Source organism: Streptococcus halotolerans, from assembly GCF_001598035.1.
Taxonomy (GTDB): Bacteria; Bacillota; Bacilli; order Lactobacillales; family Streptococcaceae; genus Streptococcus; species Streptococcus halotolerans.
In genome coordinates, this window is sequence record NZ_CP014835.1 from 2,066,911 (window position 1) to 2,087,892 (window position 20,982).

18 protein-coding genes and 1 riboswitch are annotated in these 20,982 nt (G+C 39.6%); of the genes, 11 read left to right on the top strand and 7 right to left on the bottom strand.

Annotated features, from left to right (window positions below):
- Positions 1 to 181 precede the first annotated feature (181 nt).
- From A2G56_RS09475 to A2G56_RS09485, 3 genes are all read left to right on the top strand, one after another.
- Positions 182 to 1,150, top strand: a complete 969-nt coding sequence (locus A2G56_RS09475) for a hypothetical protein (protein ID WP_062711980.1) — start codon at positions 182 to 184, stop codon at positions 1,148 to 1,150.
- Between the two features lie 44 nt (positions 1,151 to 1,194).
- Positions 1,195 to 2,505: a 23S rRNA (uracil(1939)-C(5))-methyltransferase RlmD gene (gene rlmD, locus A2G56_RS09480; protein ID WP_062712562.1), complete on the top strand. Its 1,311-nt coding sequence runs from the start codon at positions 1,195 to 1,197 to the stop codon at positions 2,503 to 2,505.
- A 779-nt stretch (positions 2,506 to 3,284) separates the two neighbouring features.
- Complete coding sequence (locus A2G56_RS09485; protein ID WP_062711981.1) at positions 3,285 to 3,911, top strand: hypothetical protein; 627 nt, start codon at positions 3,285 to 3,287, stop codon at positions 3,909 to 3,911.
- 25 nt (positions 3,912 to 3,936) lie between these two features.
- Here the strand turns inward: A2G56_RS09485 and serS are convergent, their stop codons facing one another.
- The gene (gene serS / locus A2G56_RS09490) at positions 3,937 to 5,214 is read right to left on the bottom strand and encodes a serine--tRNA ligase (RefSeq protein WP_062711984.1); all 1,278 of its coding nucleotides are present in this window, start codon (positions 5,212 to 5,214) and stop codon (positions 3,937 to 3,939) included.
- 282 nt (positions 5,215 to 5,496) lie between these two features.
- Here serS and A2G56_RS09495 point away from each other — a divergent pair, with 282 nt between their 5' ends.
- A complete protein-coding gene (locus A2G56_RS09495; protein WP_062711987.1) occupies positions 5,497 to 6,564 on the top strand; it encodes an acyltransferase in 1,068 nt (355 codons plus the stop codon).
- An 848-nt stretch (positions 6,565 to 7,412) separates the two neighbouring features.
- Here A2G56_RS09495 and A2G56_RS09500 read toward each other — a convergent pair.
- From A2G56_RS09500 to A2G56_RS09520, 5 genes are all read right to left on the bottom strand, one after another.
- Positions 7,413 to 7,772 (bottom strand): DUF956 family protein, encoded by a 360-nt coding sequence (locus A2G56_RS09500; RefSeq protein WP_062711990.1) that lies wholly within the window; start codon positions 7,770 to 7,772, stop codon positions 7,413 to 7,415.
- A 106-nt stretch (positions 7,773 to 7,878) separates the two neighbouring features.
- Positions 7,879 to 8,793: a PTS system mannose/fructose/sorbose family transporter subunit IID gene (locus A2G56_RS09505; RefSeq protein WP_062711992.1), complete on the bottom strand. Its 915-nt coding sequence runs from the start codon at positions 8,791 to 8,793 to the stop codon at positions 7,879 to 7,881.
- A gap of 16 nt (positions 8,794 to 8,809) precedes the next feature.
- A complete protein-coding gene (locus tag A2G56_RS09510) occupies positions 8,810 to 9,622 on the bottom strand; it encodes a PTS mannose/fructose/sorbose transporter subunit IIC (protein ID WP_062711995.1) in 813 nt (270 codons plus the stop codon).
- 62 nt (positions 9,623 to 9,684) lie between these two features.
- The gene (locus tag A2G56_RS09515; protein ID WP_062711998.1) at positions 9,685 to 10,677 is read right to left on the bottom strand and encodes a PTS sugar transporter subunit IIB; all 993 of its coding nucleotides are present in this window, start codon (positions 10,675 to 10,677) and stop codon (positions 9,685 to 9,687) included.
- A 293-nt stretch (positions 10,678 to 10,970) separates the two neighbouring features.
- Positions 10,971 to 11,783, bottom strand: coding sequence for a Cof-type HAD-IIB family hydrolase (locus A2G56_RS09520; RefSeq protein WP_062712001.1), 813 nt, complete (start codon positions 11,781 to 11,783; stop codon positions 10,971 to 10,973).
- An 86-nt stretch (positions 11,784 to 11,869) separates the two neighbouring features.
- On the opposite strand from A2G56_RS09520, the gene A2G56_RS09525 reads away from it, so the two are divergent.
- The 7 genes from A2G56_RS09525 to A2G56_RS09555 all read left to right on the top strand — a co-directional run bounded on the left by A2G56_RS09525 (position 11,870) and on the right by A2G56_RS09555 (position 18,976).
- Positions 11,870 to 12,463 carry a DUF1361 domain-containing protein gene (locus A2G56_RS09525; protein WP_062712004.1) on the top strand — a complete coding sequence of 198 codons (594 nt, stop codon included), beginning with the start codon at positions 11,870 to 11,872 and terminating at the stop codon, positions 12,461 to 12,463.
- Positions 12,464 to 12,571: 108 nt separating this feature from the next.
- Positions 12,572 to 14,020 carry an NCS2 family permease gene (locus A2G56_RS09530; RefSeq protein WP_062712007.1) on the top strand — a complete coding sequence of 483 codons (1,449 nt, stop codon included), beginning with the start codon at positions 12,572 to 12,574 and terminating at the stop codon, positions 14,018 to 14,020.
- A 102-nt stretch (positions 14,021 to 14,122) separates the two neighbouring features.
- Positions 14,123 to 14,560 (top strand): tRNA (adenosine(37)-N6)-threonylcarbamoyltransferase complex ATPase subunit type 1 TsaE, encoded by a 438-nt coding sequence (gene tsaE, locus A2G56_RS09535; RefSeq protein ID WP_062712010.1) that lies wholly within the window; start codon positions 14,123 to 14,125, stop codon positions 14,558 to 14,560.
- A gap of 2 nt (positions 14,561 to 14,562) precedes the next feature.
- Entirely contained in the window at positions 14,563 to 15,087 is a 525-nt protein-coding gene (locus A2G56_RS09540) for a GNAT family N-acetyltransferase (RefSeq protein WP_062712013.1), read from the top strand.
- A complete protein-coding gene (gene lytR, locus A2G56_RS09545; protein WP_062712016.1) occupies positions 15,087 to 16,322 on the top strand; it encodes a glycopolymer--peptidoglycan transferase LytR in 1,236 nt (411 codons plus the stop codon). The genes A2G56_RS09540 and lytR overlap by 1 nt, the downstream gene beginning before the upstream one ends.
- A gap of 1,237 nt (positions 16,323 to 17,559) precedes the next feature.
- Positions 17,560 to 17,684: riboswitch (FMN riboswitch) on the top strand.
- A 70-nt stretch (positions 17,685 to 17,754) separates the two neighbouring features.
- Positions 17,755 to 18,321: an ECF transporter S component gene (locus A2G56_RS09550; RefSeq protein WP_062712019.1), complete on the top strand. Its 567-nt coding sequence runs from the start codon at positions 17,755 to 17,757 to the stop codon at positions 18,319 to 18,321.
- Between the two features lies 1 nt (position 18,322).
- Positions 18,323 to 18,976: a phosphatase PAP2 family protein gene (locus A2G56_RS09555; RefSeq protein WP_062712024.1), complete on the top strand. Its 654-nt coding sequence runs from the start codon at positions 18,323 to 18,325 to the stop codon at positions 18,974 to 18,976.
- A 934-nt stretch (positions 18,977 to 19,910) separates the two neighbouring features.
- Here the strand turns inward: A2G56_RS09555 and A2G56_RS09560 are convergent.
- On the bottom strand, positions 19,911 to 20,921 hold the full coding sequence (locus A2G56_RS09560; protein WP_062712027.1) for a YeiH family protein: 1,011 nt from the start codon (positions 20,919 to 20,921) through the stop codon (positions 19,911 to 19,913).
- Between the last annotated feature and the right edge of the window lie 61 nt (positions 20,922 to 20,982).

Consider the following 20,982-nt stretch of genomic DNA (forward strand, 5'->3'; position numbering starts at 1 on the left):
AATCTGCTAATCAACTTTTAGCACTGGAGCTCCTGGAGGAGAGGACAAATGACAGAGGGATTGATTGCTAAGGTATCGGTGATTTTACCCATCTTTAGAGATAATCAAGGATTTTGCATGCTTTTATTATAACAAAAATGGTAAAATGGAAGCAAAAGCAAGTTGAAAGCGAGTAGCTAACATGACCGATAAAAAGAAAGATAACATAGTTGATTTTAGTAACTATCTAGCTGAAAAGGATTTTGAAGAGATTCTTAAAAAGGAGTTGGCGGACTTTTCTGACGAAGAGTTAGATGATCTTTATGACGATTTGGCGTTTGGTCAGGCGTTTGAAGAAGAATGGCAAGAAGAAGAGGCGAAAGTGTCTCGGGAGAATCTACAAATTCTAAAGGAGTTAGAGGAAAAAGAAGCTGCTGGACGGGACGCTTGGCTAGCTTCTTCACCTGTTGGTTGGATTAATCTAAGAGAGCGTCCTTACCTGTCAAACAAGATGGAATTAGCTTTGGTCTACAAACAAAATGGTCTTTATCAAAAGGCCTTGGACCATCTCCTTGAAATCAATCAAGTTGAGGAAAACGATGGCTTAGGAACACGTTATGAAATCATGGCCGTCTACGTGCTCATGTCACGCCATGAGGATTTGGAAGCATTTTATTTCAGTAATGATTATCATCAGGGAGACTTGATGATGGACATCCCTTATATGATATCGAACATTTTGGCAGGAAAAGAGGATTCTGTTAAGGATATGTTAGCTGATTGGGTAGACAGAGTGGATGGGCTATTTGAATGTTGTAACAGATCTGGTATGTCAATGGGAGATATTATGGAAGCGCGCAGTTTAGCGTACTATCAAGCTAATACTATGTCGGCAGTATATGTTTCGCTAAGTACTTTTTTGGCTATTTTGATTCCTTCGAGTCATTATATTATGGCTACTATCAAAGAGATGTTAGGAATCAATGAAGGACCTCTGATTGATGATTTAGACATTTTTAGCAGTACCCAATTAATGACCTTAACTAGTTTAGGCATTAGATATATTTCTGACATTGAAGATTGGTCAGAAGCAGAATTCTTAGGGATTCCGAAAATTGGACCGGCAACGATTAAGAAATTGAAAGAGAAGGGAGTTGTTTTTCATCCGTGAGTGCTTTGCAAGTTAGACAACGAATCCCATTGAAAATCAAACGTATGGGTATCAATGGCGAAGGGATCGGCTTTTATAAGAAAACCTTAGTCTTTGTACGTGGAGCCTTGAAAGGCGAGGAAGTCTTTTGCCAGGTCACTTCGGTTAAACGTAATTTTGTCGAAGCAAAGATTTTGGACATCAATAAAAAGTCCAAATTCCGAGTTATTCCCCAATGTCCTATTTATGAGGCTTGTGGTGGCTGTCAAATCATGCACTTGCGCTATGATAAGCAGCTGGATTTCAAAGTAGATTTACTCAAACAAGCTCTTAAGAAATTTAAACCAGCAGGTTATGAAAACTATGAGATACGTCCGACCTTGGGTATGGATAAGCCGCAGCACTATCGCGCTAAATTGCAGTTTCAAACCCGCTCGTTTGGTGGTTCTGTCAAAGCAGGACTCTATGCAGAAGGTAGCCATCGTTTGGTTGCTTTAGAAGATTGTTTGGTTCAAGACAGGCTAACGCAAGAAATCATTAACAAAATTACTAATCTTCTAGACAAGCACAAAGTGCCCATTTACAATGAACGAAAAATCCAGGGTGTGAGGACTGTTATGGTGCGTAAGGCAGAAGCTACTGATCAGGTCCAAATCATCTTCATTGCTAGCAAGTGGGTTAATTTAACTGCCCTCATTAAAGATTTGATTGTAGTTTATCCTCAGATAAAAACAGTCGCTTTTAATCTTAATACTTCAAAATCCAGTGAGATTTACGGCCAAGACACCGAAATACTTTGGGGGCAAGATGCCATTGAAGAAGAAGTTCTCAATTATGGTTTCCAGTTATCCCCAAGAGCCTTCTATCAGCTGAATCCAGAGCAGACGGAAGTGCTTTATGGAGAAGCTGTCAAAGCGCTTGATGTGACTCCTGAAGATCATTTGATAGATGCCTACTGTGGTGTTGGAACAATTGGTTTTGCCTTTGCGGATAAGGTGAAAAGCGTGCGCGGTATGGATATTATCCCAGAAGCCATTGAAGATGCGAAAGAAAACGCACGTCGCATGGGATTTGACAACACCCACTACGAAGCAGGAAAAGCAGAAGAAATCATACCTAAATGGTATCGTGATGGCTATCGAGCTGACGCCCTTGTTGTGGACCCACCGCGGACTGGTTTAGATGAAGCTCTCCTCAAAACCATCGTCAAATATCAACCGAATAAAATGGTTTACGTCTCTTGTAACGTCTCTACCTTAGCGCGTGATTTGGTGCAGTTGACGAAAGTTTATGATGTGGCTTATATTCAAAGCGTAGATATGTTTCCGCACACAGCAAGGACAGAGGCAGTTGTTAAGTTAATTCGAAAACAATGACTCTCTTCGCTTTTAAGTTTCAAGGCTCAGGCTGAAAATGTCCACAGGATTCTTTTGCTTTTAAGTTTCAAGGCTCAGGCTTAAGGTGTCCGCAGAACTCTTTCACTCCAGCATACCGCACGGACAGAGGCAGTTGTTAAGTTAATTCGAAAACAATGACTCTCTTCGCTTTTAAGTTTCAAGGTTCAGGCTGAAAATGTCCACACCCCCCCTCTCACTCTCGCACACTGCACAGACGGAAGGAGTAGTGACATTAACTAAGCGGCAAAAATAATGGGATATGAGTGTCATTCTTGGAAGAAGGGTAGTGCTAGAAACAAGGTATTAAGTGATTTAGTATCGAGGAAGCCTTCGGCTAGAAAAGCCATAATCTCAGACAGTTTTTGTAATTCACTGTCCTTTAAGGGATAGTTACCTCTTCAGAAGCGTAATAGTTGTTGGAGCATAAGGACTTTGGTAGAAAGTGGCATATGACATTTAGTTACTTTGACTTGTCAAAAGAAAGGGTAGCAAGTCTTGCTCAATGGTTCTGTACAGAAAAATTAAAAAATGATAAACTGGTAGAAATCGGTTATTAGGTAGAAAAAACGGTTGCTATGTATGGAGAGAGTAGAGTCTTAATGGCTTAGTAGGCCATCTATTCTAGCTTTTCTCATTAAATATTTGAGAGACCAAATCTTTTGTTTTTCCACGACTAGATAGAGACGTCTTCATGGAAAGGTGCTTAATCTTTTGTTAAAATATTGCTCAATATAAGCTTGCCACAGTAAGGAGGCCCTGTGTTTACCCAAATAAATCATTACTTATCTTATCAAGGTCTTAAATACACCAAGCCAGAAAGGGCAGGAGCTGAAGCGGCTGCTATGGAGGCGTTTAAGTCTCAGGGACAAGCTGCGCGTGCTGAGATGATGTCCTTATCTAAGCTTTTAGAGGATCAACTGACAGGCCTTCGGATAGACCGTGTCAGCAATTGGGCTAATCAGGCTCAAGTAGCTCGACCACATTTTTGGACTTACTTTTTTGGTGATGATGATGCTCCAGATGATGTCGCAATGGCTATTCGTTTATATGGTGAACAGGATCATTTTGGTGTTTCGGTTGAGGTCAGTTTTATTGAACGAAAGAAATCAGACCAAACCCTGATGAAGCAAGCTAAAGTTTTGGACATTCCAATAGCATTACCACTTTACTACTTGGTTCAAGTTAATGGTAACAGTCATCGTGAAGACGGAACAGAAGCCAATAGACGCAAGTTACAAGAGTCCCTTGAAGCTGGTGATGTTAGAAAAGTCTTGGTCAAAAAAGATATTCCTATGAGGGCAGACATGTCACTAGAAGTATTATTACCACAACTAGTGGAAGCATTCCAAGAGCTTTATCCCTATTATGAAGCATGCAAAAACTGAGTCCTATTGAACTCAGTTTTTTTGATTATTGTGGAGCGATGACGTCAGCGCCGCCCATGTATGGACGAAGCACTTCAGGGATAGTTACAGAACCATCTTCGTTTTGATAGTTTTCAAGAATTGCAGCAACTGTACGTCCGACAGCAAGTCCAGAACCGTTAAGAGTGTGGAGAAGTTTTACTTTGCCATCTGCTTCATCACGGTAACGAATTTTGGCACGACGTGCTTGGAAATCTTCAGTGTTTGAACATGATGAAATTTCACGGTAGGCATTTTGTGCTGGAATCCAAACTTCTAAATCGTAGGTTTTAGCAGCTGAGAAGCCCATATCACCAGTACAGAGAGCAAGAACTCGATATGGTAAGTTGAGTTTTTTTAGGATATTTTCAGCGTTAGCAGTCATTTTTTCCAATTCATCATATGACTCTTCTGGTTTGGCAAATTTTACCATCTCAACCTTGTGGAATTGGTGCAAACGGATCAATCCACGGGTATCACGACCTGCTGAACCAGCTTCTGAACGGAATGATGGGCTCATAGCTGTGAACTTGATAGGCAATTCTTTCCCATCAATGATTTCATTGCGGTAGTAGTTAGTAAGGGGCACTTCAGCCGTAGGAATGAGGACATATGGGGTGTCTGATAGTTCGAAAGTATCTTCTTTGAATTTTGGATATTGTCCTGTACCAAACATAGAGTCATGATTAACCATGTATGGAGGAATGACTTCTTGATAGCCTTCTTTAGCATGCTCATCTAACATAAAGTTATAGAGGGCACGCTCTAAACGAGCACCTAAGTTGCGGTAGAAGAGGAAACGAGTTCCGGTAACTTTTGCCCCACGTTCCCAGTCAAGAATGCCTAAGTCTTCACCAAGGTCCCAGTGTGCTTTTGGTTCGAAGTCAAAGTCACGAGGTGTTCCCCAACGACGAACCTCAACGTTCTCTTCTTCATCAGCTCCAACGGGTACTGAATCATGTGGTGTATTTGGTAAGGTTGTTATAATGACTGTTAACTTTTCGTCAATATCGGCTAATTCACTATCAACAGCTTTAATTTCAGCGGATACTTTTTGCATAGCAGCAATTTGTTCAGAAGCGTCCTCTTTATTGCGTTTGGCTTGAGCAATTTTATCTGAAGCAAGGTTACGTCCAGCTTTTAATTCTTCTGACTTTGTTAAGAGTTGCCGACGTTTGGCATCGAGTTCTTTTAATTCAGTCAATGTTTCAGCAGCAACACCACGAGTGGCTAATTTTTCTGCAACAGCATCAAAGTCGTTGCGAATACGTTTAATATCTAACATAAATACCTCCTATTTGGTAGAAAAAACACAATCTGTTTGCCGTTGGAGCGCTAGTTTGCGCGGTTCCATCCAACTTCACAGATTGTGCACTTAATTAATATCAATAGTAATAACACGGTAGAATTTCATAAAGCAAAGAGATCTGCTCACAGCAACCGCAGACTTTCTGAACACTTGACAATATTACTTATCCGTTGGTGTTATTATACACAAAAGAGGAGTTGGTGTAAACCCAAAAACAAGGATTTCTCTTAGCTCGGTGAATTATGTTAAAATAAAGGCATGGAAAAGAGAAATTATAATGCAGGAATTGATTTTTTAAGGATTTTTGCCATGTTTATGATTGTTGTGACGCATGTTCTAGGTAAAGGAGGAGTTCGCGATTCTGTTGCTGGTACAGTGGACCTCCATTTCATACAGACATGGGTTATTCAAGCCAGTGTCTACGTTGCTGTGAATTGCTACGCTTTGATTAGCGGCTATGTTGGTTTTCGCTCCCATTTTAAGTATTCAAAAGTGGTTAATTTATGGCTTCAAGTAGCTTTTTATTCCATCGGTATCACCTTATTTTTCCTTCTCTTAGGTAAGGATATTGGAGCTAGTGATTGGTTGGGGGCTTTTTTCCCAGTCATTAGGGGGCAATATTGGTATGTTACCGCCTATTTTGGACTGATGTTGACTATGCCATTCTTAAATATTGCTCTTCCGAGGATGGGGTTGTCGGACCTAGGTAAAATGATTGCGACTGGTTTTATGGTCTTCTCATTACTGCCGGTATTACTGGATACCAGCGTTTCGGAATTTTCTTTATCTAAAGGATTTAGTATGACCTGGTTAGTTTTGCTTTATGTCGTTGGAGCTTTTTTAGCACGGATTGACTTAAAAAAATACAATAAACCTCTCATCTTGATAGGTATTTATGCTTTATCAATTGCAGCAACCCTTATTTTGAAGTATGCTGTTAGTGAGAAGTGGTACTGGTATACCTCGCCAACGATTACTTTAGGAGCGCTAGCTCTCTTTGTTCTATTTGTTAATTTGAATATCTCACCATCAAGTCCATTAGTCAAATTCATTAGGTTCTTTGCACCAGCAACCTTTGGTGTTTATTTGGTTCATCTGCATCCCTTAGTTGTTAAATTTGCCATGCGTGATTTTGCAGAAAATTTTGTGGACCAGTCTCCACTGGTCTTTCCAATGATAATATTAGGCGTTAGTTTCCTAATCTTCTTAGCCTCTATCTTAGTTGAAAAAATGAGGATTTGGCTTTTTAAAACCCTTCAAGTGGCAAGATTTTCCGCTAAAATTGATGATTGGTTGACCTTCAAAAATAAAGTCAAAAAAATATAAAATAACGTCTAAGTTAGTTAATGCGCTAGCTTAGATTTTTTTGTTAAAAACGAAGCTAACTATCTCTGAAAGTCATGCCATTTTCTTAATGCTGTTTGATGTGTCATTACGCTATACTATAATCAAATGATACCGCTGATTGACTCGCTTGGTAGAATAATAATAAGGGGTAGATTGATTATGAACGTCTGGGAATAAGACAATGTAGATCGTAAGAAGAAGCGGCTTATTAGGAAAGTTCTTGTTAGAAGCGACTGCTAACCATGGCTATCAGGCGAGTTTCTCTATAAGACATGAAGACAAGGTGAACATCATCAAAACATTGCAACTAGACTATATTTAGGGAGAACTGTGACGAATGGAGAAAGTAGAACCTGCTAGTAGGATGTCTGATAGCTTAATTGACTGTTTAGGAATTCTAAGAATTAATCAATTCCAAAGATAAAAGATTAAGCTAGTTGGCGCTTCCTAAAATGGTTCAAAAGTATGGCATGCCCCAAATGGCTATATCAGTAGCAGAAGCCTATCTAGCGTAGTTTCGCTTAAAAAAAAGGTACTTGATTAAAAGAAGAACTGGCTTATTTGTGGCTAGACTAGGTCTACCAAATGGTATGGCTAAACGATCTTCTTTATGGTGAGCTAGATTGTTAAACGTTCTGTCTAAAATGCCTTTGCGAGAGATTGGTCCATAAAAGTTCATCCTTTAGATGTTTTGAGAGTTTCATAAGCTATTTTAATGGCCTTAAAACACAGTATGGAACAAGAGATTATCTTCATTGAAGGTTTTGTAATACACGCCAGCAATAGAAAAACAAGCCTGATATCAAGCTTGTTTTAAAGTATTTAACTTATTGGCGTTTGAACTTACTAGTAATGACTTGGATTAATGTAGGTAATTTGACAACCTTATCATTACCGATTTTATCACGAGCTATCTTGAGGATTTTGCCTGAATCTTTTGATGAGAAGAGAAACTTTCCAGAATCTGTAAAAATTTCGAAGTGGCGGCTGACTTTTTGACCAGTAACATTAGCACCAATTTGTTGGATGCTAGTCCATGGGATTTGGATATAGTCTTCGACATTGCGATCGTTATAGTACTCCAAGGCGACATCGCCGATTAGAAATTTACCAACTTTTCCTCCCATACCAAGGTAAGAGACACCGGTTGTTTGTAGTAACACTTCTTTATTTTGTGATTGGGCCATGATTTCCTTTCTACTAACAGGTGTTTGAAGTCATTTGATTGATTTTGTTCCTGCTAGACTATTTTAACATAATGAAAAGAGTTTCCAAATGGAAACCCTTTTTTGATTACATGATACCTGCAAGGCGAGCGAGAACACCAAGTACGAAAAGACCAATAATCATTGTAATAGGGGATACTTTTTTCTTAAGCAACCACATACATACAAATGTAAGAATGAGTCCCATCAATCCAGGGATCAATGAATCTAATTGACCTTGCAATGAATTTGTTTTTTCAGGTGTGAGGCTAAGTCCACTCATCGCTTGACCTAGAATACCTTGAAGTTCTGCACCAGTAACATTTCCTTTAGGAAACTCGACATAAGCCCCTTTTGCTAATTTTGTAGCAGGCAAGTCTACGGTGAAGTTGATAGACACCCAACGCTCTACCAGCACGGCAAGGATGAACATACCGAGGATAGAAGCTCCTTTAGTGATGTCTTGAAGGATACCACCAGACATGTCTTTAGTGATTTCTTTACCTGATTTGTAACCAAATTCTTGTGTGTACCATAGGAAAGCCATACGGATAGCATTCCATGCTACAAAGAAGATGATTGGTCCCATGATGTTTCCTGCTTGCGCAAGCGAAGCACCGAGAGCACCAAGGATAGGACGAACAGTAAACCAGAATACAGGGTCACCGATACCAGCAAGAGGTCCCATCATACCGATTTTAACCCCTTGGATAGCGGTATCGTCGATGTCAGTACCGTTTGCTTTTTCTTCCTCAAGTGCAAGTGTCACACCAAGAATAGGAGCAGCAACATATGGGTGAGTGTTAAAGAATTCCATGTGACGCTCAAGAGCTGCAGCACGGTCTTCTTTTGTGGTATATAGCTTTTTGATGGCTGGAACGAGTGAGTAAGCCCAACCTAAGTTTTGCATACGCTCGTAGTTCCAAGATCCTTGAAGGAATTGTGAACGGAACCATACTTTTTGGCGATCTGCTTTTGATAATTTAATTTGATTTTCAGTCATTGTAGGCACTCCCTTCTTAGTAGTCTTCTAGGATATCGCCGATTGGGTCCATAGAAGCTGAACCGCCACCGTTACCTGAACCACCTTGTTTAGATAGGTTGAGGTAGATAAAGGCAATAGCAACACCGATAACACCCATAGCAATAAGGGTTAGGTCAGAAAGTGCAGCAAATGCGAAACCAAGAGCAAAGAATGGCCATACTTCGCGAGTTGCCATCATGTTGATAACCATAGCATAACCTACGGCAACAACCATGGCACCACCAACTTGCATACCACCACTTAACCATTCAGGCATCAATTCAAGGACACCACGAACAGATGAAGCAGGAACAGCAAGTAATAGTGCAGCAGGAACAGCAATTCGAAGACCTTGAAGAAGAAGGGCGATGAAGTGAGTACGTTCAAGTGCAGCGATGTTTCCTTCAGCAGCAGCTTTATCAGCAGCGTGTACTAAACCAACTGAGATAGTACGGACAATCATTGTAAGGAAAAGTCCAGCAACGGCAAGTGGAATCGCAGTTGAGTAGGCAAAAGTGATTCCTTTTTGCGTAAAGTCTCCACCTTTTACCATGATGATAGCAGCAGCAACAGAGGCTAGAGCAGCGTCTGGTGCCACAGCAGCACCAATATTAGCCCAACCAAGAGCAACCATTTGAAGGGTACCACCAAGCATGATGCCGGCAGTCAAGTTGCCTGTAACAAGTCCGATAAGGGTACATGCCACAAGTGGTTGGTGGAATTGGAATTGGTCGAGGATACCTTCAAGACCTGCAAGGAAGGCAACAACAACGACCAAAATAGCAGAAATAATTGAAATATCTGACATTTTGTAATCCTTTCGAGAAATAAGAATACCGAAATAAAGTTTACCTTTATTCGAATAGGTTATTATTTAACATTTGCCTTTTTGATCAAGTCAAAGAGGTTTTTACGAGAGTCACTTGGAACTTTACGAACGTCAAATTCAACGCCCAAGTCACGTAATTTTTCAAATGTTTCCACGTCATCTTTATCCATAGACAAAACGTTGTTAACCATTGTTTTACCAGTAGAGTGAGCCATTGATCCCACATTGAGTTCTTTAATTGGTACACCACCTTCAATAGCACGTAGAGCTTCTTGAGGTGTTTCAAAAAGGATAAGTGCATGTGTGTTACCAAAACGTGGATCTTTAGATGCCTCGATGAGTTTGTCAATTGGAACAACGTTTGCTTTGACACCGCCAGGTGCAGCTTGTTTGATCAATTGTTTACGCAAGTCATCTTTGGCAACAGTGTCAGAAGCAACAATGATACGGTCTGCTTTAGAAGCAGGTGTCCAGTTTGTCGCCACTTGACCGTGGAGAAGACGTGTGTCAACACGTGCGAGGTTGATTTTAAGTTGTCCATCACCGATGACAGTTCCCGGTGGGATAGCCCCTTGGAGGGCAGTGACAACTTTTTCAGTTGAAGAAGCTTCTTCAACTGGATTGAGCTCTTCTGGAAGAGCCTTGATACCGTCTTTAGCTTCTTTAATAATATTTGCAGCAACTTGATCAACCCCGGCATTCGCATCCATCATGCGTTCTGTGTAGGCTTGGATCAACATTGGCAAATTAAGACCAGTGATGATGGCGAACTTGCGATCTGGATTTTCACCCATGATACGACTTGCTTGGTTAAATGGAGAACCGCTCCATAAGTCAGCAAGGACAAGAATTTCATCATCAGCATCAAATTGAGCGATAGCATTGTTGAAGTGCGCATACAAATCATCAGGTCCTTCGCTTGGCATGAAAGTTACAACTTGAACTTTCTCTTGATCACCAAAAATCATAGAACCAGATTGATGAATACCTTCAGCAAATTTACCATGGCTGGCAATAATAATACCGATACCCATTCGTGTTCTTCCTCCTATAAGTTATTTTTTCTAGGATAAAGAAGAATCTCTCCAGATATGGCCAAAAAAAGGCACTCTTGTTTATCCTAAAAAGTTAGAACACTTTATTCTAAAACGTTTTCAGCTAAAATGCAAGGGTTATTGAGAAAAAAAGGCAAAATACTTCGGTATTTTTCAATAACTGTCAACTTATTTGCTTGAAAATGAAAATAAAAGTGAACAACTATCTAGCAGCTGCTCACTTTTGAATGATTTTATTAAAATTTCTGTTAAAACAAGAAAGCATTTCTTTCTTATAAAAAAAGTTTTTCAAGCTGTTTCGCCACGCCATCCTCTTCATTTGTGAAAGCCAATTGCTCATCGGCATGAGGGAGAAGTACCTGACTGGCATTTTTCATAGCATAGCCGGTTTTGGCGTAATGCAGCATTTCAGTATCGTTGTGTTCGTCCCCAAAAGCAATTAAATCATCAGGTGTTTTGTTAAAGACACTTAATAGGTACGAAAGAGCAAAAGCTTTGTTTATCCCTTTAGGAGAGACTTCCAAGATATTCAAAGGTCCACCCCAAGAATCCACTTCGATTTCGTTTTTAAAGTGATCACGCATGGTTGTTGCTAGGGCTATTTTATCAGCTGCTCGGGTCTGCATCAAAAGAGCGTTCGGATTTCGAGTGATTTTATGTGGCTCAAGTCGCATCTGTTCAGTGATTTTGTCAACACCAAATAATGAAGGTTCGATACGTTCTGGATATTCTAGTGTAATATAGAAGTTTTTACGATATTCACTAGCGATAAAATCCATCTCATAGAAGTCGCTAGACTTGAGGAGCTCAAATAAATAAGATCTATCTAAAGTAACGGATTGTTCGAATTTCCATTTTTTTCCAGGTAAGTGAGTCAGGGAACCATTAAAGGTTATCATGGGCGTATCTAACTCGAGGCGTTTGTAATGGTCAATCGCCATACGATAGGGACGTCCCGTCGCGATAACAACTTGATGACCTTGTTCGCGAACTTTTTTGATAGTATTGACAGTGTAATCTGAGATTGTGTTATCACTGTGAAGTAAGGTTCCATCTAAATCAATAGCAATAATTTTTTTAGTCATAGAGATATTATAGCAAAAAATGATGCATAAGGAGATTTTGGCTGCTCTTATGTTACAATAAAACAATTAAAAACGGAGGTGTTCAGATGAAAAGACAGTTTATCCTGGCTCATGGTTTCTTTGCCCTTATCGCTCTTGCATCTTGGTATTATAATCTTAAAGGTCCGGGTTTGGTTTGGAATGTTTTTTTGGCTCTAGTTGCTTATGATTTTAGTTATTTAGCACGTGTTAGTAACCACAAGTGGTTACAAGTGATTCTATTGATGGGCTGGTTACTTTTTTATCCCAATACTTTTTATATGTTGACCGATGTTGTCCACATGTATTTTGTCAGAGATATTCTAACGGACCAATTGAGCTTTATGTATTATTTAATTTATATGTCTAGTATCTTATTGGCTTTAATTGCGGGTGTTCTAAGCGTTCGTTATGTCACCAACCTACTCAAAATGAGAAATTGGCTTTTTCGGTATGTCTTTATGGCAATATTATCCTTTGTGTCTAGTCTAGCTATTCACATAGGTCGATTTGCTAGGCTTAATTCTTGGAATGCAATAACGCATCCGAACCTTGTTATTGATGAGATAATGAAGGTTTTTTCCTATTCGGAAGTTCCTTTTGTGTTAGGTTTTGTGTTTATACAAATGTTGTGTTTATGGCTTTTGGAAGGAAATGACTAAATAAAAACTAAAAAATTTTGTTTTCATTGGCAAAAATGTGTTGAAATACGAACGATTGTTTGGTAATATATAGTTATCGTTCAATTAAAAGGAGTTCTATTTTTAAAAATGGAAAAATTTTTCAACTTAAAAGAAAACGGTACGACAGTCCGTACTGAAATTATGGCTGGCTTAACAACTTTCTTTGCTATGAGCTACATTCTCTTTGTCAATCCAAGCCTTTTGGGTGCTGCTGGAATGCCAACCCAAGCTGTTTTCTTAGCTACCATTATCTCAGCTGTTATTTCAACCTTAATCATGGGACTTTTCGCCAATGTTCCCTATGCACTGGCTCCTGGGATGGGATTAAATGCCTTTTTTACCTATACAGTTGTTTTTGGGCTAGGATTTACTTGGCAGGAAGCTTTAGCAATGGTTTTTATTTGTGGTTTGTTTAACATTTTTATCACTGTGACCAAAGTTCGTAAGAGCATTATTAAGGCTATCCCTGTGAGTCTTCAACATGCCATTGGTGGTGGTATCGGTGTTTTTGTTGCTTATCTTGGTTTCAAAAACGCTAATATCATTACTTTTTCTACCTCGGCTAAAGATATCATTAGTCTTAATGGATCATCTCCAGCATCAGCTGATTTATCTAAGGGGGTGACTTCAGTCCTAGCAGGTGGGGGCGTTGTACCTGCCATATCAACGTTTACTGATCCAGCTGTTATTCTTGCTATTATTGGGCTTTTTATAACAGCAGTTCTTGTGATTAAAAATGTTCGTGGTGCTATTTTAATTGGTATTGTGACAACAACACTTATCGGTATTCCCATGGGTGTCGTTGACCTCTCTACAATAAGTTTTTCAAATAATATTGGTTCAGCCTTTGGTGAATTGGGAATAACATTTTTTGCAGCCTTTGGAGGTATGAAATCACTATTCAATGATTCAACCCGTCTCCCACTGGTTTTAATGACCATTTTTGCCTTTTCGCTCTCAGATACTTTTGACACACTTGGCACGTTTATCGGTACAGGTCGTCGTACAGGTATTTTCTCTGCAGAAGATGAAGCCTCTCTTGAAAATTCGTCAGGATTCTCTTCGAAAATGGATCGTGCTCTTTTCGCGGATGCTATTGGAACTTCAATTGGTGCTCTCTTTGGTACTTCTAATACAACAACCTATGTTGAATCAGCAGCAGGTATTGCTGAAGGTGGACGGACAGGTTTGACAGCTGTCGCAACAGCTTGTGGATTTTTAGTGTCAGTCTTTCTATTGCCAATTATTGGAGTTGTACCTGCAGCAGCGACAGCACCGGCGCTTATCATTGTTGGTGTTATGATGGTATCATCATTTCTTGATGTCGATTGGAGTAATTTCGAAGATGCGCTACCAGCTTTCTTTGCCGCCTTCTTTATGGCACTATGTTACTCTATTTCATATGGAATCGCTGCCGCCTTTATTTTCTATTGCTTAGTTAAAGTGGTTAAAGGGAAAGCTAAAGACATTCACCCCATTCTTTGGGGGGCAACAGCTCTCTTTATTCTCAATTTTGTTATCTTAGCGATTCTCTAATTATCAAAGTGAAAATCATCAGCCTAGTGCTGGTGATTTTTCATACCCTGAACTTACAAATGAATTGTGACAAAGCCTGTCTCCTATGGTATAATGTAGTCTATGTATAAGGTTAATAATGAGTCTGAGTTAATAGATTTTGGAGAAAAAATAGGTTCAAAATTAGAAATAGGTGACATCCTTATCCTGACTGGTGATCTTGGTACTGGGAAAACAACTTTCACCAAGGGACTGGCAAGAGGACTCGAGATTGGACAAATGATTAAAAGCCCCACTTATACCATTGTTAGAGAATATGAAGGCCGTTTGCCTCTTTACCATTTGGATGTTTACCGTATTGGTGATGATCCGGATTCAATAGATTTAGACACTTTCTTATTTGGAGATGGAGTGACTGTTATTGAGTGGGGTGAATTGATTGAACATCATCTGCCAGAAAATTACCTAAAGATTACAATTGAAGTAGACGGACAGGGACGCCGGTTATCGTTAACTGGAAAAGGTCTTAAATATCAGGAATTGATCGGTGAACTGACTTAAATATGGCTGATAAAGAATTAATTATTGAAGAAGCGCAATCATTTGATGCGCAAGCTATTAAAGTATTTATAGATGAGGTTAGTCAAGAAACATCCTTTATTATTAACGATAGCCCAGATCTGTCGATTGAGGATTTGCAACGTGTCCTCTCTTTTAACTTAAATAGTTTGAATCGGATTTGTTTGCTGGCAAAAGTGGATGATAATATTATAGGAATGGTCAATGTCACTAGCAGTGATGAGTTTAATGTCAATCATGTTGGTGACCTTTTTATTGCCGTAAAACAGGCCTATAATGGTCATGGCGTTGGTCATTATTTAATGGAATTAGTTTGTGATTGGGCGGAACATAGTCCTCAAATGAAACGCTTGGAGTTAACGGTTCAATCTCGAAATCATCGAGCCATCAAGCTTTATCAAGATTTTGGATTTGAGATTGAAGGCGAGAAGAAAGCAGCGCTAAAGTTAGATGAAGAGACGTATTTAGATCTTTTAATGATGAGTAAATGGATAGGTAATATGAGATAATGAAACTAGGGAAAAAAATCGTTTTAATGTTGTCGTTAATTATAGCAACAACAATAGTTGCAATTGGCGTTTACTTTGGCTCAGCTTATGTTTTTTCTACAGGAACATTATCGAAAACCTTTAAGGAATTTGATGGACGGGAAACAAGTAAAGCTATTGATAAAAATAAACCATTTTCAGTTTTGTTGATGGGAGTGGACACAGGGACTGCAGAACGTGGCTCTACTTGGGAAGGTAATAGTGATTCGATGATTTTGGTCACTGTTAATCCTAAAACCCAAAAGACGACCATGACTAGTTTAGAGCGTGATATCATGGTGAAACTAAAAGGTCCTAAATCAAATGATCAGAATGGTGAGGAAGCCAAATTAAATGCTGCCTACGCAGCAGGTGGCGCTCAGATGGCGATGATGACTGTTAAGGAGATGCTTGATATTGATATTGATTATTATATGCAAATCAATATGCAAGGGTTGATGGATCTGGTCGATGCTGTTGGTGGTATTACCGTAACCAATCATTTTGATTTTCCAATTTCTATCGCCCAAAATGAGCCGGACTATACGGCAACGGTCGCTCCGGGTACGCATCGATTAAATGGTGAACAAGCTTTGGTTTATTCTCGGATGCGTTATGATGACCCTGAAGGGGATTATGGTCGTCAAAAGCGTCAGCGTGAAGTGATTCAAAAGGTGATGCGAAAAGTTTTAAAACTGGGCAATAGTGTGTCATCTTATAAGAAGATTCTAAACGCAGTTGCGGGTAATATGCAAACAGATATCAAAATCAATTCCTCAACGATTCCCAGTTTGTTTAAGTATGCCGACACGGTCAAACATGTTAAAGAATATCAGCTGAAAGGTGAGGATGCTGATATCAATGGGGGATCGTATCAGATTCCGACGGCTAAAGCAATTTTAACAACACAAAATCGCATTAAGAAGCAGCTGGGTAAGAAGTCAAAAACATTAAAACAGTTGAAGACCAATGTCATTACTTATGAAGAACTGTATGGAATTGGACTTGATACTGAAGAATCGGTAGAAAGTGAAGAATCATACGGTGAGGACAGTAACCAGTCAGTTCCTTCTGAAACCTATGACTACCAAGCTCCCCAGGAATCCTATCCAGCTGCCGATACAACTGTGCCGAATGCTAACTCACAAGGGGTTTATAATGAGCAAGTACCGGCTAATCAAGGTCAGTACAGTGGAACTATTCAGCAAGCCTATTAATACACTTAAAGTACCCACGTTAACAACGTGTGGTATTTTTTAAATACGACGGGGATGTCGCTCCTCTGCGGTCACACTCTTTCGTGGGCACTCGAGACCAGTGACCCAATAGTGCCCCTCTAGACTGGCTATCGAGAGGTAGCAGATTAAAACTGCTTAGGGATAGACTGGTTTAAGTCTGACGCTGGTGCTAGAAACTGAAATCGTCAGGAAGAGATAGTAAAATCGTGGCTCTACGAAAAGGAACATGTTATAGTCTTTTGAATTAAGATTGTGACATCTTCGCTTTCGCCTTACCCTACTCAATTGCTGCCCGCATCTCAGTTATTTGTCTCAAAGTTAATTCATTCGACTATATCAGGGGGGAGATAGTGGATAGAAGAGCCCCAAAACGCTAAAGTCCTAAAGAGTGGTCACCATCTATATGTGTCCATTACGAGAGTCATTGAATGTGGACTAAGGGCGGTGTGAAAAAGATAATTCTTCTTAGAGTCGCTGGCTTCTTCGTCAGCATTCTTATCTTTACTTAGATCTTTTAAGGTTTCGCATCTTGTATAAACGAAGAAGGAGGTACGACTTATCCCATGATTTTTATAGACGTTCTAGACGACGGAACACGGAATCATGAGAAGTCAGCAGACCGCCGAAGTAGTGTTGATGCTTCTGTAATGGAAGTGGAGTGAAGAGTTGAACAATTAAATGAATTCCACCCAAGTTGGCGGTGTCTATTTTAATTTTTAGTTTGAAAGGATGGTGGGTTGAAAGCGTCAATGATGACTATTGTTCATAAATCTAGGGCAGCACGAGAACGACTCTGTGGAATGAGAGTTGTGGGAGTCTACATACTCTCGTTATCATTTAGTTGAACGGCCATGTGCCGAACGATACGTACAGTGGTGAGAGAGACTAGAACTTAGCCCTACTTGATTAACTTGTTGGGAGCATTTTATTTTTGAAAAGGGTTAAAACCAGCAAAGACTATTTAGAAAAAACCAGCAATATCATATTGGGGTAAGATAATCGTATGAAAAATTTTTAGTGAAAAATAACGATTTTGTATGTTAAAGTTCAGGTATTTCAACGAGATGTATCGTTTTTATAAATGTTACTAGGATAGCCATAAACCCAAAATGGTCGACGGTTAACGATACTACCATTTGGAAATCACGATTTTATGCGTTCGGTGTGACATCAAAGTTATGTATCTTGCACATTAAGTTGTCACATGTTATAATGTAAGGGTCTTCAGGGCAGGGTGAAATTCCCGACCGGCGGTGTCTAGGTAACTAGGAGTCCGCGAGCGTAAGCTGATGTGGTGTGATTCCACAACCGACAGTAAAGTCTGGATGGGAGAAGACCGCTTTTCAGTGTCTTTTAGATACCTAAAAATCGGGAACTTCTTTCAATTTATCTAAATTGGAGGAATTTTTTTATGTCTAACACTAATACTCGTCAATTAGTGATTATCGCTATTTTATCTGCACTTTCATTTGTATTGATGTTTTTTCAATTTCCTTTGTTACCCGCAGCTAACTTTTTGAAAATTGACTTTAGCATTATCCCCATCTTGTTGGGACTGGTTATTTATGACTTGAAAAGTGCTTACGCTGTTCTTTTACTGCGTACTTTGTTAAAATTAATGTTAAACAATGAGGGAATCGGCGAGTTAATCGGTTTGCCAATGAATATTGTGGCTATGGGGGTCTTCGTCCTTGCCTTTGCCGTGTTTTGGAAAACTAATCAGACGCGTCGTTCTTATATCATAGCTAGTGTTGTTGGCACTATTTTCTTAACGCTCTCGATGTTGGCAATGAACTATGTTTTTGCGATTCCTTTGTATGCGAAATTCGTAAACTTTGACATTGCAAAATTCATCGGTGTCGCTACCTACCTTTTGGCTATGGTTATTCCCTTTAATTTAATCGAAGGAGTTATCTTGTCGCTTGCCTTTGCTGTTGTTTTCGTTGTGTTAAAACCAGTTATCAAGCGGTACGTTTAAAATGAAACATAAACAAACCTATCTTTTTAGGGCATCCATTGCCCTCGTTCTATTTACGCTACTAGGCTACACTGTCAAATTTTACCCTGAGAATTTGGTAGCCTTTGACCAGTTTATTCAAACAGCAGTACGCGGTTCTTTGCTAGCTTCAGCCACATCGTTTTTTAAAACGATAACAGTTCTGGGAAATACCTTAACTTTTGTCTTTGTTCTGGTATTAGCTGTTGCCTTGCTCTACTTTGTGAAAAAGTGGAAGACAGAAGGAGTCTTTCTTGGCAGTACAGGTGTCCTAGCTGGCCTTTTGATTATCGGCACTAAATACTTATACGGAAGACAAAGACCTGATATTGAACACCTTGTATTTGCGAATGGCTTTTCATTTCCAAGTGGGCATTCAATGGGATCTATGATGATTTATGGCTTTCTGTTGATTATTGCTCACCAACGTCTTAAATCGACAGGTTTGAGAGTTTTAACGGAGATTCTAATTAGCCTAATGATTGCCTTGATTGGTTTATCACGTATTTATGTCGGTGTTCATTACCCGACGGATGTATTGGGAGGCTTTCTCTTAGGATTTGCTTGTTTAAACCTCATTTTTCCTTTCTATGATCAAAAACGCTTTGAAAATCGTTTTCAAGGGAAACAAAATTAAAGTAACTAAAAAACGAATTTGGAATTCCAAATTCGTTTTTTATAGTTTTTTGAATTAAGGTTGAGACATCGTCGCTTTCACCTTGCTCTACTCAAGTGTTGCCCGCCTCTCAGTTATTTTTCTTAAAGTTAATTCATTTTACTATAGTAGGACGGATATGTCGTACATCTGAGGGAACAGCCATTCGTGAGCACCTGCTACCGATAACCTAATAACGACTCACAAGACTGACGATCATGAGGTGGCGGATTAAAACTGCCTGGGGATAGACTAGTTTAAGTCTGGGGTTGATGCTAGAAACTGAAACCGTCAGAAGAAAGGATAGCGAAATCATGGCTCTACTAACAGAAAAAAACGTGATGGAAGGACGTATGAGCAGATAATGAGGTCAAAACACTAAAGTCTCAAACAATAGACGTCATCTATATGTATCAATCAAGAGAGTCATTGAATGCGGACTAAGACTTGTGTGAAAAAGATAATTCTTCTTAGAGTCGCTGGCTTCTTCGTCAGAATTCCTATCTTTACTTAGATCTTTTAAGGTCTCGTATCTTGTATAAACGAAGAAAGAGGTACGACTTATCCCGTGATTTCTTATAAACGTTCTAGACGACGGAACAAGGAATCATGAGAAGTCAGCAGACTGCTGTAGTAATGTTGATGCTTCTGTAATGGAAGTGGAGTGAAGAGTTGAACAATTAAATGAATTCCACCCAAGTTGGCGGTGTCTATTTTAATTTTTAGATTGAAAGGATAGTGAATTGAAAAGGTCAATGATGGCTATTGTTCACAAATATAGGATGACACAAGAACGGCTTTATAAGATGATCAATGTGAGTGTCTATGTATTTTTGTTGACAGTTAACTGAGCCGCCTTATGCCGAACGACATACACGGTGGTGCGAGATGGGGAAGAGATTGGCCACTACTCGATTTACCAAAGTCCAAGGCATTTTTGCATAAGTAGACTAACACAGGAAATGCTAAACCAACAAATACCGCCCATAATAATGGCCTTGCCACCACGGTTGAAAAGGTTGGTTATGTTTGTATTTAGTCCAATAGCACTCATGGCCATAACGATGAAAAATTTTGAGATAACTTTTAAAAAGCTGATTAGAGCAGTTGGAAGAGGGAGGATGGTGGTTATCAGTGATGCCAAAATAAAGTAGATGATAAAGGTTGGAAAAACTTTTTTAATGTTAATCCCTTTTTGATTGCCAGTCGCCTGTTGGCGCTTCATTTCATAAATAGATAACCCCAATGTAATGGGGATGATGGCCAATGTTCTGGTTAGTTTAACAATTGTAGCACCATCAAGTGTATTGGCATGATGTAAGTTATCCCAAGCTGTGGCGGTCGCGGTTACAGAAGAAGTGTCATTAACGGCAGTACCCGCAAAGAGAGCAAAACCTTCATTGGATAAGCCAAGTGCGTGACCTAATGTTGGAAATAGCAGGGCTGCTAGGATGTTGAATAAAAAGATAACAGAAATAGCCTGGGCGACGTCTTCTTCCTTAGCTTTGATAACTGGTGCCGTTGCAGCGATGGCGGAACCTCCACAAATGGATGATCCAACTCCAACAAGTGTAGCAGTGTGGCGATCGAGATTTAAGCATTTTTTTAAGGGAAAAGTTACTAATAAGGCGGTTGAAATGGTTGCAAGGATGATGGGGAGTGATTGGGTTCCGACAGCTAATACCTGCTTAAGGTTCAAGCCGAAACCAAGTAGGACAACGGCTGCTTGGAGGATAATCTTTGATGAAAAACTAATCCCAGCTTGGGTATGGCTTCGGTCAGTGTGCCAAATCGCCAGAATCATTCCGGTAAAAATGGCAAAAACAGGCGCCCCTATAAGTGGGAGCCACTGGCCCAACAACCAAGCAATTGTAGCAATACCTAAACAGAGAGTAAGTCCTGGCAGACGTGATTTTAAAGTAGACATAGTTGCCTCCTCTTCATGTTTTTGTTTTAATTATAGTGCTAAGTGCCATAAATGTATAGGT

Excerpts from the sequence above, each read along its gene's own strand:
- A2G56_RS09550 (WP_062712019.1), top strand. The coding sequence starts at position 17,755 with ATGTCTAACACTAATACTCGTCAATTAGTGATTATCGCTATTTTATCT.
- A2G56_RS09495 (WP_062711987.1), top strand. The coding sequence starts at position 5,497 with ATGGAAAAGAGAAATTATAATGCAGGAATTGATTTTTTAAGGATTTTT.
- A2G56_RS09505 (WP_062711992.1), bottom strand. The coding sequence starts at position 8,793 with ATGACTGAAAATCAAATTAAATTATCAAAAGCAGATCGCCAAAAAGTA.
- A2G56_RS09510 (WP_062711995.1), bottom strand. The coding sequence starts at position 9,622 with ATGTCAGATATTTCAATTATTTCTGCTATTTTGGTCGTTGTTGTTGCC.
- A2G56_RS09530 (WP_062712007.1), top strand. The coding sequence starts at position 12,572 with ATGGAAAAATTTTTCAACTTAAAAGAAAACGGTACGACAGTCCGTACT.
- tsaE (WP_062712010.1), top strand. The coding sequence starts at position 14,123 with ATGTATAAGGTTAATAATGAGTCTGAGTTAATAGATTTTGGAGAAAAA.
- A2G56_RS09555 (WP_062712024.1), top strand. The coding sequence starts at position 18,323 with ATGAAACATAAACAAACCTATCTTTTTAGGGCATCCATTGCCCTCGTT.
- A2G56_RS09475 (WP_062711980.1), top strand. The coding sequence starts at position 182 with ATGACCGATAAAAAGAAAGATAACATAGTTGATTTTAGTAACTATCTA.
- serS (WP_062711984.1), bottom strand. The coding sequence starts at position 5,214 with ATGTTAGATATTAAACGTATTCGCAACGACTTTGATGCTGTTGCAGAA.
- A2G56_RS09500 (WP_062711990.1), bottom strand. The coding sequence starts at position 7,772 with ATGGCCCAATCACAAAATAAAGAAGTGTTACTACAAACAACCGGTGTC.
- rlmD (WP_062712562.1), top strand. The coding sequence starts at position 1,195 with ATGGGTATCAATGGCGAAGGGATCGGCTTTTATAAGAAAACCTTAGTC.
- A2G56_RS09520 (WP_062712001.1), bottom strand. The coding sequence starts at position 11,783 with ATGACTAAAAAAATTATTGCTATTGATTTAGATGGAACCTTACTTCAC.
- A2G56_RS09560 (WP_062712027.1), bottom strand. The coding sequence starts at position 20,921 with ATGTCTACTTTAAAATCACGTCTGCCAGGACTTACTCTCTGTTTAGGT.
- A2G56_RS09525 (WP_062712004.1), top strand. The coding sequence starts at position 11,870 with ATGAAAAGACAGTTTATCCTGGCTCATGGTTTCTTTGCCCTTATCGCT.
- lytR (WP_062712016.1), top strand. The coding sequence starts at position 15,087 with ATGAAACTAGGGAAAAAAATCGTTTTAATGTTGTCGTTAATTATAGCA.
- A2G56_RS09515 (WP_062711998.1), bottom strand. The coding sequence starts at position 10,677 with ATGGGTATCGGTATTATTATTGCCAGCCATGGTAAATTTGCTGAAGGT.
- A2G56_RS09540 (WP_062712013.1), top strand. The coding sequence starts at position 14,563 with ATGGCTGATAAAGAATTAATTATTGAAGAAGCGCAATCATTTGATGCG.